The organism is Natronorubrum sediminis, assembly GCF_900108095.1.
Taxonomy (GTDB): domain Archaea; phylum Halobacteriota; class Halobacteria; order Halobacteriales; family Natrialbaceae; genus Natronorubrum; species Natronorubrum sediminis.
In genome coordinates, this window is record NZ_FNWL01000001.1 from 531737 (window position 1) to 547949 (window position 16213).

Here is a 16213-nt window from a genome sequence, read left to right on the forward strand (position 1 = left end):
GCGATAGTTCGAGATGCATTTAACGCCCGAGCACCCACACCAGACATATGGATATCCGCCGGCTCGCACGAGGAAGCGTCGAGTGGGATCGCCTCGAGCGCGTGATCCAGACGCTGGCGGATCGGTACGACCGCGAGGAAGTCCGCGTCGAGTTTCTCGAGGCTGACAACTGGCTCTCGACGCCCTGTGTCATCGACGAGGAGTGGTTCGTCAAGATCGTCTCTCGGCAAAACGCCCTCGTCCACGCGGTGTTGACGACCGGGCGAAACGTCGGGGCGGTCTCCGCAGGGACTGGCGGCTTCTTTGGCCGGTTCGACACGCCTCGCGAGATGGTCGAACACGAGTACGAGGCGACCGAACGGATGCGCGAAATCGGGATTAACGCGCCCAGACCGATCGACGCCTTCGAGGTCAACGGGCTGGGCGTGCTCGTTCTCGAGTATCTCCCGGAGTTTCGCTCGTTAGACGACGCGCCGGACTGGCTCGTCACCGAACGCGCGCCGGAGCTGTTCTCGATGCTAGCGACGTTCCGGGATCACGGCATGGCACACGGTGACCTCCGTGCGGAGAACATCTTGCTCTTCGAGGACGAGTTCTACGTCATCGACGCGACGAACGTCCACGACGACCGCGTCGACGAGACCACCGCCTACGATCTCGCGTGCGCCCTCGCCATCCTCGAGCCCCGAATCGGTGCCCGCGACTCCGTTCGCGCGGCCGCGATGGTCTACGATCCCGACGAGTTGCTCTCCGCGCGGCGATTCCTCGATTTCATCCGAATGCGCCCCGATCACGAGTTCGACGCCGCGACGCTCAGAAGCGAACTCGAGCGAGCGGCGGACCTCGGTCGTCGATAACCAGTCCTCGTCGTGTAACTCACCAGCAGGGTTTTCACGATACTCGTCGTAATATTTGCCATGAGTCAGCAAGCCACGACACAGGTACACGGTCACTACATCGGCGGGGAGTGGACGGACGACTCGAGTACCTCCCACTCAGAGGAGGCTGAGCACTTCGAGAGTCGAAACCCGGCGACGGGCGAATCGCTCGCGACCTTCCAGCGCGGAACGGCGGACGACGTCGACGCCACGCTCGAGGCCGCCGAGGGGGCCTTCGAGGAGTGGCGGTCCTTATCGTACATCGACCGCGCGGAGTACCTCTGGGACATCTACCACGAACTCCGCGAGCGCCACGACGAGTTAGGAGAAATCGTCTCGAAGGAGTGTGGCAAGGAGATCTCGGAGGGGAAAGCCGACGTGACCGAGGCCTGGCACATGGTCGAGTGGGCTGCCGGTAACGCTCGCCACCCTCACGGCGACGTCGTTCCGAGCGAGGTCGCGGGCAAGGACGCCTACATGCGCCGCAAGCCCCGCGGTGTCATCGGCTGTATCACGCCGTGGAACTTCCCCGTCGCGATTCCCTTCTGGCACATGGCCATCGCACTGGTCGAGGGCAACACCGTCGTCTGGAAACCCGCCGAGCAGACGCCGTGGTGTGGCCAGATTATCGCCGAGATGTTCGAGGACGCCGGCATTCCCGACGGCGTGTTCAACATGGTCCAGGGCTACGGCGACGCCGGCGCGGCGATTACCGACGACGACCGCGTCGACACCGTTCTCTTCACCGGCTCCGCCGAAGTCGGCCACGAAATCTCGGGTAAAGTTGGCGGCGAAGCGGGCAAACTCGCCGCCTGCGAGATGGGCGGCAAGAACGGCATCGTCGTCACCGAAGCAGCCGACCTCGACGTCGCGGTCCACTCGGCGATCATGTCGAGTTTCAAGACGACCGGCCAGCGCTGCGTTTCCTCAGAGCGACTGATCGTTCACACCGACGTCTACGACGAGTTCAAAGCGCGATTCGTCGACATCGCAGAAGATATCGCCGTCGGCGACCCGCTCGCGGAAGACACGTTCATGGGGCCAGTGATCGAGGCTGACCACGTCGAGAAGATCCGCCGGCACAACGAACTGGCCGTCGAAGAAGGTGGCGAGGTGCTCGTCGATCGGTTCGAACTCGGCGAGGACGAGATTCCCGACGGTCACGGAGACGGGACAGCCACTGCTGGCGACGGTGAGCGAACCGATGGCTTCGCGAACGGCCACTGGGTTGGCCCGTTCGTCTACGAAATCGACTACGAGTCTGACCTGCGTTGTTTGAACGAGGAGTGTTTCGGCCCACACGTCGCCCTCGTCGAGTACGACGGCGACATCGACCGCGCACTCGAGATTCACAACGACACCCCCTACGGCCTCGCGGGTGCGATTATCTCCGAAGACTACCGGCAGTTGAACGCGTTCCGAGATCGGGCGGAAATCGGCCTCGCGTACGCGAACCTCCCGTGTATCGGCGCGGAGGTGCAGTTACCCTTTGGCGGCGTGAAGAAGTCCGGAAACGGCTATCCGAGCGCCCGAGAGGCTATCGAGGCCGTCACCGAGCGAACGGCCTGGACGATCAACAACGCCGACGACATCGAGATGGCACAGGGACTCTCGGCCGACATTACGACGACCGACGACTAACCTCGTCGTCGGCTACCGAACGAGATCGCTCTCGTGTGTTCTCGTTCAAGATATCTGCGCACTTCACATCAGAAAATAGATACCTGTTGCTGCGAGGTAGCGAATCGCTTATCCGACGGTTCGTGGAACAAACGAGATACATGAAAGCAGTCGTTCTTGCGGCTGGGCAGGGCACGCGTATTCGACCACTCTCTCATTCGGTCCCGAAACCAATGTTGCCGGTCGCTGACCGGCCGCTCGTCGCCCACACGATCGACGCTGCAATCGACGCCGGCGCGGACGAAATCGTCCTCGTCATCGGCTACGAAGCCGATACCGTCCACGAGTACTTCGGCCCAGAATATCGCGGTGTTCCCGTCTCCTATGCGGTTCAGACTGAACAGGCAGGCACGGCAGACGCCGTCAACGCTGCCAGCGAACACCTCGATGGCCCCTTCGCCGTCTTGAACGGCGACAACCTCTACGATCCGGCCGCGATCGCCCAACTCTTCGAACAGTGTCCGGCCGTCTGTGCCATCGAGGTCGACGACCCGCGAAACTACGGCGTCCTCAGCACCGACGGCGACTCGGTCTCCGGCATCGTCGAGAAGCCGGCAGATCCGCCGACGAACCTCGCCAACGCGGGGGCGTACGCATTTCCCGAGGCGGCGCGCAAGTGGCTCGAGGTCCCCGAAAGCGACCGGGGCGAACACGAGATCACGGACGTGCTCGCGACGGTGATAGACGAGTTCGACGTCAGCCCCGTCACGCTCTCACGCTGGCTCGACGTCGGTCGCCCCTGGGAACTGCTCGAGGCCAACGAGTGGAAACTCTCCGTCCTCGAGCGACGCATCGACGGTGACGTGAGCGACGACGCCCACCTCGAGGGTGACGTCGTCGTCGAGCCGGGTGCAACGATCAAACCCGGCGTCGTCATCGACGGGCCCGCGTTGATCCGCTCGGGTGCAACCGTCGGGCCCAACGCGTACGTTCGCGGCGCAACGCTGATCGACGAAGGTGCCAAAGTCGGCCACGCCGCGGAAGTGAAAAACAGCGTGCTCTCACGCGACGCGTCGGTCAGTCACCTCTCGTACGTCGGCGACAGCGTCCTCGGACGCGACGTCAACCTCGGCGCGGGAACGAACGTCGCGAACCTGCGACACGACGATGCAGCTATCGAGTTTACCGTCAAGGGCGAACGCGTCTCGACGGGCCGCCGAAAGTTCGGAATCGTCGCCGGTGACGACGTCAAGACGGGTATCAACTCAAGTCTCACGCCGGGGCTAAAACTCTCACCCGGAGCGACGACGAATCCTGGCGAAACGGTCAACCGCGACCGATAGATCGACGACGGACTCGCTTTCTCGAAGGGCGGAACGATCGCCGAGTTCGATCACACCTGTTATAGGCCGTCGACACATCTCACTCCCCAGCATGTGGCCACTTGGACACGTCGCCGTTGCCTATCTCTGTTACGCGATTGCGACTCGCGTTCGCTTCGATGCGCGGCCACCAGCGATTCCAGTCATTATTCTCGTCTTTGGGAGTCAGTTTCCGGATCTCGTCGACAAACCGCTGGCGTGGTACGTCGGCGTTATTCCGACCGGGCGGACGCTCGCACACTCGCTGTTCACGATCGTCCCGCTTTCACTCGCAGCGTACGGACTCGCTCGAGCGTACAACCGTCGCGAGTACGGCGTTGCCTTCGCCATCGGTGCGCTCTCACACGTTATCGTTGATGCCGTCCCAGCCCTCTGGGGCGAAGAAGGGAGTGCCGACCACCTCCTCTGGCCGGTTGTCGGCGTCGAGGAGTACGAGCAGGGGCCGCCGACTATCACGGCCCTTCTCCACGACTCGCTGACCGATCCGTACTTTCTCTCGGAGTTCGTCTTCGCTGCACTCGCGTTCGTCCTCTGGCGACGACACGGCTATCCCGGCCTCGGGCCGCTACAACGTACCCTCGAGCGAGTGACGGGCCACCAACGTGAGCCTCGCCGCGACGAACTCGAGTGATCTGTGGCCAAGGGTGTCCGATCGGTCACCGTGATCGTTTCCGGACAGTTTCGTGACCGGCCTACCGAATCTCCTTCCAAGTATCATCACAATCCGGACAGATCCGAAGCGTGGAGATCTTATCCGGGTCGTTTTCGGTCTTCAGTGGCTGTTCACACTCGCCACAGACCAGTCTATCGTAGGTATCTTTATCGAGTTCACCCTCGCGAAGTGCCTTTCGGATCGATTTCATGTTGCGCTCCTACGAAGGAGGGGGAGAAAAAGACCGGTGCTTTTTCCGAACTATTCCCATCAACTGAACGACAATATTTTTGATAGAAAGCTGGTGAAAGAACGAGCGTTCTTCGTTTATCACGGGAACCACGTACCGAGGTTGGCGAAAAGCACGCTCGAGACGCGAGCCTGCGTTGTGACAGTCTTTGGCCGGAGTCGTGACCATTTTACCGGTCCAGCCAAACACTCCACCGATGGAGTACGTCCAGGAGCGAATCGCGACGCTCCACGAATTCGGTGGCTCGGCGCGCGACCCGGCGCGCAACGATGTCGCCGACACGACGGCGGCGATGGCCGAGACGGCCGTTGTCGTCCCGATGACCGACCGCGAGCACGAGAGTCCTGCGGCCGAACGCGTGCTCGAGGAACTCGAGTCACTGACACCAGCGCCGGCGGCCGTCATCGTCCCCGTTCGCGCCGACGCCGACAGTATCGGCCCGGTTCGGGAGTGGCTCGAGTCGTTCTCGCTCCCAATCCAGGTGCTCTGGTGTAATTCGCCCGCGATGGAATCGCGGCTGGCGGCGGCCGGCGTACCGCCAGGTGCGGGCAAAGGACGCGACGTCTGGCTGGCGCTTGGCCCCGCCACGACAGCGGCGGAGTTCGTCGTCGTCCACGACGCCGACGCCCGGAGCTACGACGCCTCGCACGTCCACCGACTGCTCGCCCCGCTGACGATGGGGTTCTCGTTCTCGAAGGGCTACTACGCTCGAATCGAGGATGAACAGCTCTACGGTCGACTTTTCCGCCTCTTTTACACGCCACTCGTGCGGACGCTCGCGGACGAACACGACGAGGATATTCTGGCGTATCTGGATTCGTTTCGCTACGCCCTCGCGGGGGAGTTCGCCGCGCGTTCGGACCTCGCGCGGCAACTTCGCGCCCCGCGAGCGTGGGGGCTCGAGGTTGGAACGCTCGGCGACGCGTTCGACGCTGCCGGATTCGACGGAACCGCACAGGTCGACCTCGGCCGACACGAACACGACCATCGCGGCGTCTCCGGCGAGACCGGACTCGAGGGGATGAGCCGCGAAGTCGCCAGCGAACTGTTGCGCGTCGTCGAGGAACGCGGCGTCGACCCCGACTACGAGACGCTCCAGGAGCGGTTTCTCGCGACTGGTGAGCGACTGGTCGGTCAGTATCGCGCCGACGCTGCCTTCAACGGTCTCGCGTACGATCCGGCGAGCGAGCGAGACCAACTCGCGCGATACGCCGAGTCGATCACGTCGCCAGGGCCGGACCGCCGGCTGCCGCGCTGGGTGGACGCGCCGTTCGACGCGACGGAGGTACTCAAGGCGACACAGCCCTGGCGAACGGACCAGCGGTCCGAACGACGCCAACTCGGGCGCGTCGACGGCAGCGCACAAGACTAATCTTCCCGCCCTTCGTTGTGGCGGGTATGAACGCGACCGCCGACGAACTCGCCGGCGTGGTCGACCTCTTCGGCGCGTTAACTCGCCCCGAACTCGAGCGGGCGCTCTCGGAAGCCGCCTATCGGGCCGACGGTCGATCGCTCGACGAATCGGCCCTCGAAACGGCCATCGACGACGCCATCGAGTCGTTTGCGCTGGTTCGCCACGAGCAACGCGGAAACGAGGCTGAGACGACGTTGCTGGTCGCGGGTCCGACGGCGTTTCCGTCGGTGCCGGCCCACGCCGAAGACGTCCCACACATCCTCGACGTCGACCGACGACGACTCGACCGCGACGCACTCGGCGAGACTGCCCGCGAGCAGTTCCTCGAGACCGTCGAGACGGCGACCGAGAATCCGGACGACGCGGATCTCGAGGAACTGATCGACATCAGCTACGACGTCGAAGCGTGGGCCCCGGTCGACCTCGCGAACGAACGCGACCAACTGGAGGCGTCACTCGAGTGAATCGACCGACCTTTCGCCCGCGCGACCGACGAACGCGGACGAGCCTCCTCGGGTTTTCGAACCAAAGTCGCCGGGCTCCGAACGAGTGTGATCACGCGTGACCCAGACGACACTAACGCTCGAGCCCGTCACGAACCACGAACCGCTCGAGATCGACGACCAGGAGTACGACGCCGCCGTCCTCGCCCCCATCGTCGAACGCGACGGTGAGGACCACCTGCTGTTTACGCGGCGATCGGACGACCTCGGCGAGCACCCTGGCCAGATGAGCTTTCCGGGCGGGGGTGCCGAACCAGTCGACGAAACTATCCTCGAGACCGCGCTTCGAGAGTCTCACGAAGAGATCGGACTCGAGCCCCACGAGGTCGAAATCGTCGGCCGGTTAGACGACATTCGAACGGTTTCCGAGTACGCCGTCACGCCGTTCGTCGGCCACGTGCCAGACCGTGAGTACGAACGCGACGGCTACGAGGTTGCCGAAATCGTCGTCTTGCCGCTGTCCGGTCTCCTCGATCCGGCGAATTACGAGTACGAGCACCGCGATCACCCCTACTACGGCGACATGGTTATCCACTACTTCCACGTCGACGGCTACACCGTCTGGGGCGCGACGGGCCGAATGCTCGTCCAGTTACTCGAGTTGGCGACCGATTTCGACGCGTCCGAGCGAGTCGACCGAACCGAGTGAGCCACGACGCGGTTATTTCTTTCCTGGACCCCGTTCGATCTCCATCTCGCCAACGACGGACAGGGAGAGTTCGTCGATGTCCGCCTCCGCTCGATCGGCATCACCGAATCCGGCGCTGACGACTCGAGTGAGCGCTTCCTCGACGGTTTCGTCGAGTTCAGTTATTTCGTTGGGTGAGACCTCGAGGACGAACCCGGTCGTGATGTTCGGTGAGGTGGGCAAAAAGAGCAAGACGCGACCGTCGGTCGTCGTGCGGCCCGTCTTGAACGCCGTCATCCGTAGTCCGTTCCACGTCTCGAGCCTGACGGGCGTCTGAAGCGTATCGCCCGCGCCGAGGGCCGTTTCGGTGGCAGTTTTCGACGCGTTGTAGATAACTCGAATGAGGGGGACGCGGTTGGCGAGATAGTCGACGATTCCCTCGAGGACCTCGCCAGTCGTCGTGTCCGTCGTCTGTCCGATTCCGTACATCGCCAGACAGAGGAGGGCAACGAACGTCAGGACGCGAAGCAACGCGGCGAGTTGGGCGAGGACGAACTCGTTAATGCCAGGGAGGAACACGCCGAGTACGTCGGCGTTGATGAGGACGGCAGGCGTGAACCGCGCGATGAACGAGTAGAGGATGTAGAGGATGGCGAGCGTCACGAGGACGGGTCCAACGACGATCAGCCCCCGGCCGAAATCCCCTTTCAGCGAACTCATGTGGCGACGTTCACACACAGAGTCTGTGTCCCTCATACGAGTAGATTGTGGACTCGCGTCGGCCGAAGGCAATCGGCTTCGGTCACCTGATCGATCCACCCGGAACGCCAGATTTTTGCGCGTCGACCCCGCAGACCCGACAATCGCGTCGACGACGGTAGATCGATCGATGTAGACTACGTCGGAACCTACCGCGCGTCGAGCGAGTGACGTTATCGATGTTGACCGAACACACCGTCGCCCGCGCCGGTCTGGATGCAATCGCGCTGAAGCCAACCGAATGTGCCGTCGAAACGGCCAGAGCACTTCCAGTCGACACGCTCGCAATCGACTACGAGGGCCGAGAGCACGTCCCCGCCGCTGAGACGCTGCGCGCTCTCTCCCGTGAGGGGTCCGTCTACCTCACGACGCCCGTCCGTGCCGACGGGTTCGATCCGCTCGGAGACGACTCGCTCTGGACGGACGTCCCCGACGCAGTCAGTCGAATTCTCGTCGCCGGCCACCCTGCCTACCTCACCGAGACGGAGCGAGAGCGAGCCGTCGCTCCCCGATTTGGTCGCGCCCTCGAGTCAGATCCGGACGCCTGGGTCGGCACCGAGAGCGTCGAACGAATCGCCATGGCGACGGGCGCGACCCAGTACGATCTCCTCTCGCGGACGACCGAACAGGAACTCCAAGCCCTCCGCACGGCAGGCTTCGGCGGCGAGATTGCAGTCTACGCCCCGACGGTGTTGACGACGGACGACGACGCGATTCTCGATGCCGTCGGCGAGTACGTCGCCCGTCGCCGACCGGTCTCCCGGGAACTTCCCGACGGCGCAGCGACCGACTCGAGTGCGAGCGCTCGCGCACGTGAGGTCTTGCTCGCGGCCGCCACGGAGTACGCGCTCGTCGGCTCCCCGGAGGCGGTCGGCGAACGGGTCGAGCGACTTCGCGACTCCGGGGCGACCACCGTCGTCGGCTATCCGGCACAGGGCCTCGAGTCGCTTCGCTCGTGAGTCGGTCGGCCACAGGACGCGTCGCGTACCACCCAGAGGTAAGTACCTCCTCTCCACAGTACCCCACATGACGACGAGTACACACGATGGTGGTGTGCGGGTATCCCGTCGGCAGGGTTGGTATCGACTCTCGGTGCGTGATCGGCGATGACGCCCGAAGACGACCCCGAAATTGCAGTCGGCGCGGATGCGTTCACGCAATCGGGTGCCGGCCTCGAGGTCGCCGTCGTCGGTGCCGGTGCCGTCGGCGCGACGACGGCGTACGACCTCGCTCGAGCGGGCGCGGACGTGACGCTCTACGACGCCGACGAGATTGCAAGCGGTGCGAGCGGGCGCGCTGCTGGCATCTGTTACAACGCGTTTGCGGGTTCCCTCGACGCCGAAATTGCCGGCGAGGCAATCGAACGATTTCGAGCGTTCTCCGGCGACGACACGTTCCCGTTCGTCGAGTGTCCCTACGTCTGGTTCGCCCGGGACGGCGACTCGAACCGGGCGGAGGCGATCCGCGAACAGGTTCGCCAGATGCAAGAACAAGGCATTGTCGCCCTCGAGGCCGACGCCGACTCCCTCGCCGAGCGGTTCCCGACGCTCCGGACAGACGACGTTGCAGTCGCTGGAATCGCCGGTGCGGCGGGCTACACCGATCCAACGCGGTACACGGCGTGTCTCGCCGCCGCGGCAACTGGTGCTGGCGCGACGCTCGAGGCGAATACGCCCGTCGAGGTCCGAACCGACCCGTCCCGCGTCGTGCTATCAAATGGAGCCGAACGCGAGGTCGATGCCGTCGTCGTCACGGCCGGTGCGCACACGAAAGCGTTACTCGAGGACGCTGGCGTGTCGATCGCGATGAAACCGTATCGCGTGCAGGCGCTCGTCGCGAGCGCCGACTTAGAGGAGCCGATGTGGTACGACGCGAGCGACGAATTCTACGTGCGACCCCACCCCGACGGCTTGCTCGCGGGTGACGGTACAGAGTTCGTCGAAGCCGACCCCGATTCGGTCGACCGGAGTGCTGACGCCGAGTTCACCGAAGACATACTCGCGCGCGTCGAAACCCGCCTTCCCGACCTCGAGATCGAACTCGAGCGGGCGTGGGCAGGCCTCTGTACGGCGACGCCGGATCGCGATCCGCTAGTCGGGGAACTCGAGAACGGACTCTACGTCGCGACTGGATTCCACGGACACGGATTCATGCGCGCGCCGGCGATCGGCGAGCGACTGGCTGAGCAGGTCCTCGGCGACGACGGTATCGGCGCGTTCGACCCGACTCGATTCGACGGCGACGAATCGTTCGATATCATCGACGGAATGACGCTCGACTCGGAGTAGTGACGCGAATTACTGCTCGTCGACGGCGAGTTCGCCCGACGGTTCCGAGGAACCGCTTGGCGATGACGAGTGAGAGGCGGGGTCGGTATCAGTTGACGAATCTGCTGTTTTCTCTGCCGTCGGTTCCTCCTCGCGGGATCCCTTGGGGATCGTAATGCGCAGGGTCCCGGTTTCGGTCAGGGTCGCCTCGCCGGCGTCGGGTTCGACGATGGCGTCTGCTGGCAGTTCGGCCGAGCCGGTCAACTCCATTCCGCGGCCAGGAAAGCGCATCTCGTAGCCGTCGCGATACTGCCGGAAGCGCTCGATTCGGATTTTGACGGTCCCCTCGAGATACCTGACCTCGATGTCAGTGGGTTCAGCATCCGGTGCATCGAAGACGACCTGATAGGTCGTTTCGCTCTCGAGAATGTCGACGGGAAGCGAGCGATGGCTCTGAACCTGCCCGTTCGCCCGCCCGATCTGTCGATAGAGGGAGTTACCGATCGACTCCCGAAGGTTCCCCGGAGTCATATGTGATCACCGACGGAACGAGGATGTGAATGTGTAACGAAGACCGAGAAAGCCGTTGACGTCATTTGGTATTTGCGGGTACAACATACCTATTTATATTTTTTGTGGCGTCAAAATAAACGTCTGACACGTTCGGCCGATCTGAGGTGTGTCTGACGAGCCACGTTACTCGGTTGGAGGGTACTCGAGTCAGAGTTCCACGCGCTCGAGGCAGGTGCTCCCGCCACAGACGGGACACGAGAGCGCGAGGTCCTCGAGGTCGTCCGGCACGTCGTAGGTGTAGTGATTCTCGAAGAGGTCGAGTACGCAATCGTCGTCGGTACAGACGAGTTCCTCGGTTGGTGGCATACGCACCTGTAGTGTGAGCACGACTATCAACGTCAGGGTTCCTAATCGGTATCCCGCCCGTCGTCGCCTTCGAGTGAGGGCTACTCACGCCTCCATGCGTGTAGTCACCGTTTTACCACTCGAGGCGCTACCTGTCGCTATGACTGACCCCGAGACGCTCTCGGTGACGATCGTCGACGGCTACGTCGACGAACCCGCTCACTTCGGGGTGCCGCCGTATATTTCGACGTATCCGCGATACACGGCCGGTGCGCTCGTCGACGCGGGCGTCCCCGAAGGCCAGATCACCTATCACACGATCGACGGCCTTCGCGACGAACCGGATCGCTGGCGCGACGTCGACGAGGCCGACCTCCTGATCTACCTCGGCGGCATGACCGTCCCCGGAAAGTACGTCGGCGGCACGCCCGCCGAACCCGACGAGGTGCGCAAACTCGCCTGGACCGCCAACGGCACGAGCCTGATGGGTGGCCCCATCAAGTTCGGCGTCGGCGACGAGAACGCCGGCGCGACCGAAACCGAGCGACAGGACCTCGACTTCGACTTCGTCGCGAAAGGTGACGTCGAGGCCGCCGTCTACGACCTCGTCGAGAGCGGTCTTGAGGGCTTCAACAATCGAATGCGAGACGTCGAGGAAGTCTCTCACTGGGCCCAGGGCGGGGCGTTCGTCGTCGAACAGCATCCGAATCACCCCGACTACCTCATCGCCGAACTCGAGACCTCTCGAGGCTGTGCCTATCGCTGTTCGTTCTGTACCGAACCGCTGTACGGCAACCCAACGTTCCGGCCGCCGCCGACGGTCGTCGGCGAAGTCGACGCGCTCTCCGACTACGGCGTCAAGCACTTTCGAATCGGCCGACAGGCCGACATCCTCGCCTACGGCGGCGACGGTGAAGCGCCCAATCCCGACGCCCTCCGCCAACTCTACGGCGGCATCCGCGACGTCGCGCCCGACCTCGAGACGCTCCACCTCGACAATATGAACCCAATTACGATCGTCGAGTGGCCCGAAGCGAGTCGGGAGGGGATTCGGATCATCGCGGAGCACAACACGCCGGGCGATACGGCCGCCTTCGGCCTCGAGTCCGCAGATCCGCTCGTTCAGGAGGAAAATAATCTGAACGTCAGCGCCGAGGAGTGCTTCCAAGCGGTCAAAATCGTCAACGAGGAGGCTGGCTGGCGTCCGGGAGGGCCGGATGATCCGGGGCCTTCCGACCGCGCTGTTGCCGGGGCCACGAACACGGGCGACGACGCACCGCGTCGACTCCCGAAACTCCTTCCCGGCATCAACCTGCTTCACGGACTCAAGGGCGAACGCGAGGAAACGTACGAACGGAATCGGGAATTCCTCGAGCGAGTGTCCGACGAGGGCTACATGCTCCGCCGGATCAATATCCGGCAGGTGATGTCCTTCGACGGCACCGACATGTCCGAGACGGGGGCCGAAATCGCTCACGACCACAAGAAGCTGTTCAAACGCTACAAACAGCAAGTACGTGAAGAGATCGACCAGCCGATGCTCGAGCGAGTCGCGCCACCAGGAACCGTCTTGCCAGACGTCCACCTCGAGTACCATCAGGACGGGAAGACCTTCGGTCGACAACTCGGGACCTATCCGCTGTTGGTCGGGATTCCGGGAGAGCGCGAACTCGGGTCGACGCTCGACGTTGCCGTCGTCGACCACGGGTATCGCTCCGTCACCGGCGTCCCCTATCCGCTCGATCTCAACGGGGCGTCGATGGACGAACTCACGGTGATTCCCGGGGTCGGGAACAGTACGGCGGGCGATATCGTCGTCAACCGCCCCTACGAAACGGTCGCGGACGCCGACCTCGACACGACGTTCGACGTCTCCCAATTCATGACGACGCGGGCATTCGAGCCCGTACAGTAGATTCGGGTTCGAACGCGCGCTATTTTGCTGCTGTGGCGAGTGAAGCGAGTTTCGAGGCACGGTGTGGTACCATGTTGGCGTGGTAGCCTGTCGGTAGTTCTATTACGAATGAGAGTCAGAGGTGAAACGAGGGTCTACCTGTGGAAATATCTGAAAAGCTCCTGTGTTTGTTCAGTGCGGACGTTTCAGAAGAGGAGGATCGCTACGTCATCGAAGTACCACGACAGGAAGTCGAAACTGGGGACATCGATCCCGACGATGTCTATCGCGTCGCACTCATTTCACGTGAGGAAGCGACCGAGAGTGAGTCGACGACGGCACAGCCACAGACCGCGCCGTCGGAGCCACAGCCACCAGTCGATGTCGGTGAAACGCGCTACGTGGAAATCGAGGATATCGGGAAGCAGGGCGACGGGATCGCTCGCGTCGAGCGTGGGTACGTCATCATCGTCCCCGACGCCGACGTCGGCGAACGCGTCAAGGTGGAAGTCACAGAGGTCAAATCGAACTTCGCGGTCGGCGAGATCGTCGAAGAGACGTTCTAACGACACCACCCTTTTGCCGACAAGTCGCCCAAACAGCGTACGCGCCGAGTACTGACACGACTGCGACGGTGGATGAAAACGAACGAGCACCCACAGCGTCGCCTTATTTCGGGATCGTCTCTCGGAACTGCGCCGGGTCGTCGTGGAAACAATCGCCGACGACGATCGCATCCGCACCGGCCTCGAGAACGGCTGTGGCCTTCTCCTGGCTGTCGATCCCGCCCCCGTAGACGAGTTGGGTGTCCTCGAGGTAGCGAGCGGCCGCTTCGACGTCGTCGGTGCCACCGTAGGTGCCAGAGTACTCGATGTAGAAGATAGGGAAGCCGTAGAACGTCTCCGTCGCGAGGGCAGCGCCGGCGACCTGTTCGGGCGTGTACTTGGTGTCGACCCCCGAGACCGAGGCCGCGGCGGAGTCGAGGTGCTGGACGACGTAGCCCTCGCCCACGAGCGTCTCTGTGAGATCGGCGACAGCGTCGACACCTTTGGACTCGATGAAGTTGCCGACGACGGGAAGGCTCGCCCCGAGGAGTTCTTCGGGTTTGCGAGCGATTTCGGTGAAGAGAGAGGTGTGTTTTCCGACGAAGTGCGTCCGGTCGCCGTTGAAGACGGCCGGGACGGCGACGAAGTCCGCCGTTTCGATCGTTTCGCGTGAGACGTGGTCTGCACTGTATGGTTCCTGAAAGACGGGAACCGACGGATACGCACTGTCAATCGATTCGATGGCGTCGATCGTATTTTCCTCCGTCACGCCGTCGGAGCCGCCGACGATTACCAGATCGGTTCCCTCGAGGACGCTGAGATCGGACGGGAGGGGCTTCGCAGGGTCGACTTTCGTAATATGTGTAATCTGTTCCCACTCGAGGCTCATGCAAATTGCTTCGAAGAACGACCTCAATGACCTATCGATTTCGGTGTCAGAAACACGATCCCGACTGTCGTTACTTCTCGAGTGGCGTCCCGTCGTCGCGTTTCGCCCCTTCGGAGTCGTGAACGACGATTTCACCCGGGTCCGGGTCGGCGGGTTCGTAGGTGTCTCGGACGCCGATCGCTTGCTCGAGTTCGGTGATCGCTCGGTCTTTGAGCGTGCGAGCGAGGGCCTCGGCGTCCTCGCGCGAAATGTCACGTCCGAGGCCTTCACACTCGTGGGCGCGAACGTCACCCGCTTCGTCGACCGCCTCGCCCATCGGTTGGCTAGTTCCGGCGAGGTCGATACTGAAGGGGTACGTCTGGCAGATCAGGGGCCGATCCTCGTGGACGCTGCAGGCGCCGGTGCCGTCGGCCGTCGTTTCGTAAAATGTGCAGTCGCCACAGCTGTCGGTCTGGAGCGCCCATTCGAACGTCTCCCCCTCGAGGCCGTCGTCGGTTTCGGTGAGGCCGTAGGGCATCGGACGGGCGACGTCTCTCCAGTCGTATTCGCCGGTGTCTGTCTCGTGATCGCTGGTGTCCGTCTCCTGATCGCTGGTGTCCGTCTCGTCGTCGGACGTGCCCTCGGTCGCTGAATCGCCGTCGGTTGCGGGACTATCGCCCGCCTCGCGTTCCGCGAGCGTACGGATTTCCTCGGGGAACACCGTCGCCGTATGTTCTTCCTCGCCGTGGCCTTTACAGCAGGCCCCACAGCGAGTGCACTCGAAGCCGATCGACTCGATCGCGTCCGCGAGGTCGGCGACGTCGAGTGCACGAGCGGATTCGAGTTCTGCCTCGAGTGATTGCACACCGAGTACTACCCGCGAGCGGGGAAAAGTCAGTCGCTCCGAACTCGAGTGGTCGCTCGTTTCCCGTCCCATTCGAGTCGTCCCTCGACGTCGAGTTTCTCGAGGTGGGCGACGACCGTCGCGCGAGCGAGTTCGCGGACGCCGGTGAGGTCTTTCTCGTACGCACGTTCGAGGATTTCCTCGAGATCGTTGGCACCGGAGTCGACCGCGTCGTGAACCGTTCGTTCGCGGCGTCGACGGTGTGCGAGCAGTCGCTCGAGGGTGGCTCGAGGGTCGTCGATCACGGGGCCGTGGCCGGGGTGAAGCGTCGGCGGGTCCATCGTCCAGAGGCGTCGAAGGGTCGAGACGTACGCACGCATGTCGCCGTCGGGTGCGCCGACGACGACGCTGCCTTCGCGTATCGCACAGTCGCCACAGAGAATCGGGCCACCGCGCCCGACCTCGAGCGCGATGTGGTCGGCCGCGTGTCCGGGCGCGCCGACGATTCGGATTCGCTCGTCGTCGACGGAAAGGGTCGTTCCCGGTTGGAGGGTTCGATCGGGTTCGAGACCGGTCGCGTCGGCGAATCGCTCCCGTCGGCCGTACCTGGCCCAGACGGTCGCGTCGGTTTCGTTCGCGTAGGATTGGAGTGCGCCGACGTGGTCGGGATGGGTGTGCGTAGCGAGAATGTGTTCGACCGACCGGTCGGCGACGAGTCGATCGAGTTCGTCGGTCCGCGCCGCCGGATCGACGAGAACTGTCGATTCACGGCCGATTAGATAGGCGTTCGTCGTTCCAGTCGGCGCGTACGTGGATACCGGGACCGGACAGCGAGTGAGCGACATACCTCG

The 16213-nt window shown here is 63.3% G+C and carries 18 protein-coding genes; 11 read left to right on the top strand and 7 right to left on the bottom strand.

Features of this window, described 5'->3' with window-relative positions; translation table 11 throughout:
* Window positions 1–47: 47 nt before the first annotated feature.
* From BLW62_RS02615 to BLW62_RS02630, 4 genes are all read left to right on the top strand, one after another.
* Window positions 48–857, top strand: coding sequence for an RIO1 family regulatory kinase/ATPase domain-containing protein (locus BLW62_RS02615; RefSeq protein WP_090504763.1), 810 nt, complete (start codon window positions 48–50; stop codon window positions 855–857).
* Between the two features lie 60 nt (window positions 858–917).
* Window positions 918–2519, top strand: a complete 1602-nt coding sequence (locus tag BLW62_RS02620; protein WP_090504766.1) for an aldehyde dehydrogenase family protein — start codon at window positions 918–920, stop codon at window positions 2517–2519.
* A gap of 140 nt (window positions 2520–2659) precedes the next feature.
* Window positions 2660–3841 (top strand): bifunctional sugar-1-phosphate nucleotidylyltransferase/acetyltransferase, encoded by a 1182-nt coding sequence (glmU, locus tag BLW62_RS02625; protein WP_090504769.1) that lies wholly within the window; start codon window positions 2660–2662, stop codon window positions 3839–3841.
* Window positions 3842–3932: 91 nt separating this feature from the next.
* Window positions 3933–4511, top strand: a complete 579-nt coding sequence (locus tag BLW62_RS02630) for a metal-dependent hydrolase (RefSeq protein WP_090504772.1) — start codon at window positions 3933–3935, stop codon at window positions 4509–4511.
* Between the two features lie 61 nt (window positions 4512–4572).
* Here BLW62_RS02630 and BLW62_RS18470 read toward each other — a convergent pair whose 3' ends face one another.
* Complete coding sequence (locus tag BLW62_RS18470) at window positions 4573–4743, bottom strand: HVO_0758 family zinc finger protein (RefSeq protein WP_175459661.1); 171 nt, start codon at window positions 4741–4743, stop codon at window positions 4573–4575.
* 235 nt (window positions 4744–4978) lie between these two features.
* Between BLW62_RS18470 and BLW62_RS02635 the strand changes: the two genes are divergently transcribed.
* From BLW62_RS02635 to BLW62_RS02645, 3 genes are all read left to right on the top strand, one after another.
* Window positions 4979–6154 (top strand): glycosyltransferase family protein, encoded by a 1176-nt coding sequence (locus BLW62_RS02635; RefSeq protein ID WP_090504774.1) that lies wholly within the window; start codon window positions 4979–4981, stop codon window positions 6152–6154.
* A gap of 26 nt (window positions 6155–6180) precedes the next feature.
* A complete protein-coding gene (locus BLW62_RS02640; protein ID WP_090504777.1) occupies window positions 6181–6660 on the top strand; it encodes a DUF7109 family protein in 480 nt (159 codons plus the stop codon).
* A gap of 97 nt (window positions 6661–6757) precedes the next feature.
* On the top strand, window positions 6758–7348 hold the full coding sequence (locus BLW62_RS02645; protein WP_090504780.1) for an NUDIX hydrolase: 591 nt from the start codon (window positions 6758–6760) through the stop codon (window positions 7346–7348).
* A 12-nt stretch (window positions 7349–7360) separates the two neighbouring features.
* Here BLW62_RS02645 and BLW62_RS02650 read toward each other — a convergent pair whose 3' ends face one another.
* Complete coding sequence (locus tag BLW62_RS02650; protein ID WP_090504783.1) at window positions 7361–8047, bottom strand: DUF502 domain-containing protein; 687 nt, start codon at window positions 8045–8047, stop codon at window positions 7361–7363.
* A 218-nt stretch (window positions 8048–8265) separates the two neighbouring features.
* On the opposite strand from BLW62_RS02650, the gene BLW62_RS02655 reads away from it, so the two are divergent.
* Both BLW62_RS02655 and BLW62_RS02660 read left to right on the top strand, forming a co-directional pair.
* Complete coding sequence (locus BLW62_RS02655) at window positions 8266–9045, top strand: DUF7388 family protein (protein ID WP_090504786.1); 780 nt, start codon at window positions 8266–8268, stop codon at window positions 9043–9045.
* A 147-nt stretch (window positions 9046–9192) separates the two neighbouring features.
* The gene (locus BLW62_RS02660) at window positions 9193–10374 is read left to right on the top strand and encodes an NAD(P)/FAD-dependent oxidoreductase (protein WP_090504789.1); all 1182 of its coding nucleotides are present in this window, start codon (window positions 9193–9195) and stop codon (window positions 10372–10374) included.
* A 9-nt stretch (window positions 10375–10383) separates the two neighbouring features.
* Here the strand turns inward: BLW62_RS02660 and BLW62_RS02665 are convergent, their stop codons facing one another.
* Together BLW62_RS02665 and BLW62_RS18475 are read right to left on the bottom strand one after the other, a co-directional pair.
* Window positions 10384–10884 (bottom strand): Hsp20/alpha crystallin family protein, encoded by a 501-nt coding sequence (locus BLW62_RS02665; protein ID WP_090504791.1) that lies wholly within the window; start codon window positions 10882–10884, stop codon window positions 10384–10386.
* 189 nt (window positions 10885–11073) lie between these two features.
* The gene (locus BLW62_RS18475; RefSeq protein WP_175459662.1) at window positions 11074–11232 is read right to left on the bottom strand and encodes a DUF7559 family protein; all 159 of its coding nucleotides are present in this window, start codon (window positions 11230–11232) and stop codon (window positions 11074–11076) included.
* 139 nt (window positions 11233–11371) lie between these two features.
* Between BLW62_RS18475 and BLW62_RS02670 the strand changes: the two genes are divergently transcribed.
* Both BLW62_RS02670 and BLW62_RS02675 read left to right on the top strand, forming a co-directional pair.
* Complete coding sequence (locus BLW62_RS02670) at window positions 11372–13126, top strand: radical SAM protein (protein ID WP_090504794.1); 1755 nt, start codon at window positions 11372–11374, stop codon at window positions 13124–13126.
* 140 nt (window positions 13127–13266) lie between these two features.
* Window positions 13267–13671 (top strand): TRAM domain-containing protein, encoded by a 405-nt coding sequence (locus BLW62_RS02675; RefSeq protein ID WP_090504797.1) that lies wholly within the window; start codon window positions 13267–13269, stop codon window positions 13669–13671.
* A 103-nt stretch (window positions 13672–13774) separates the two neighbouring features.
* Here the strand turns inward: BLW62_RS02675 and BLW62_RS02680 are convergent, their stop codons facing one another.
* From BLW62_RS02680 to BLW62_RS02690, 3 genes are all read right to left on the bottom strand, one after another.
* A complete protein-coding gene (locus BLW62_RS02680; protein WP_090504800.1) occupies window positions 13775–14539 on the bottom strand; it encodes a geranylgeranylglyceryl/heptaprenylglyceryl phosphate synthase in 765 nt (254 codons plus the stop codon).
* 70 nt (window positions 14540–14609) lie between these two features.
* Entirely contained in the window at window positions 14610–15383 is a 774-nt protein-coding gene (locus BLW62_RS02685; protein ID WP_090506387.1) for a YkgJ family cysteine cluster protein, read from the bottom strand.
* 29 nt (window positions 15384–15412) lie between these two features.
* The gene (locus BLW62_RS02690; protein ID WP_090504802.1) at window positions 15413–16207 is read right to left on the bottom strand and encodes an MBL fold metallo-hydrolase; all 795 of its coding nucleotides are present in this window, start codon (window positions 16205–16207) and stop codon (window positions 15413–15415) included.
* Between the last annotated feature and the right edge of the window lie 6 nt (window positions 16208–16213).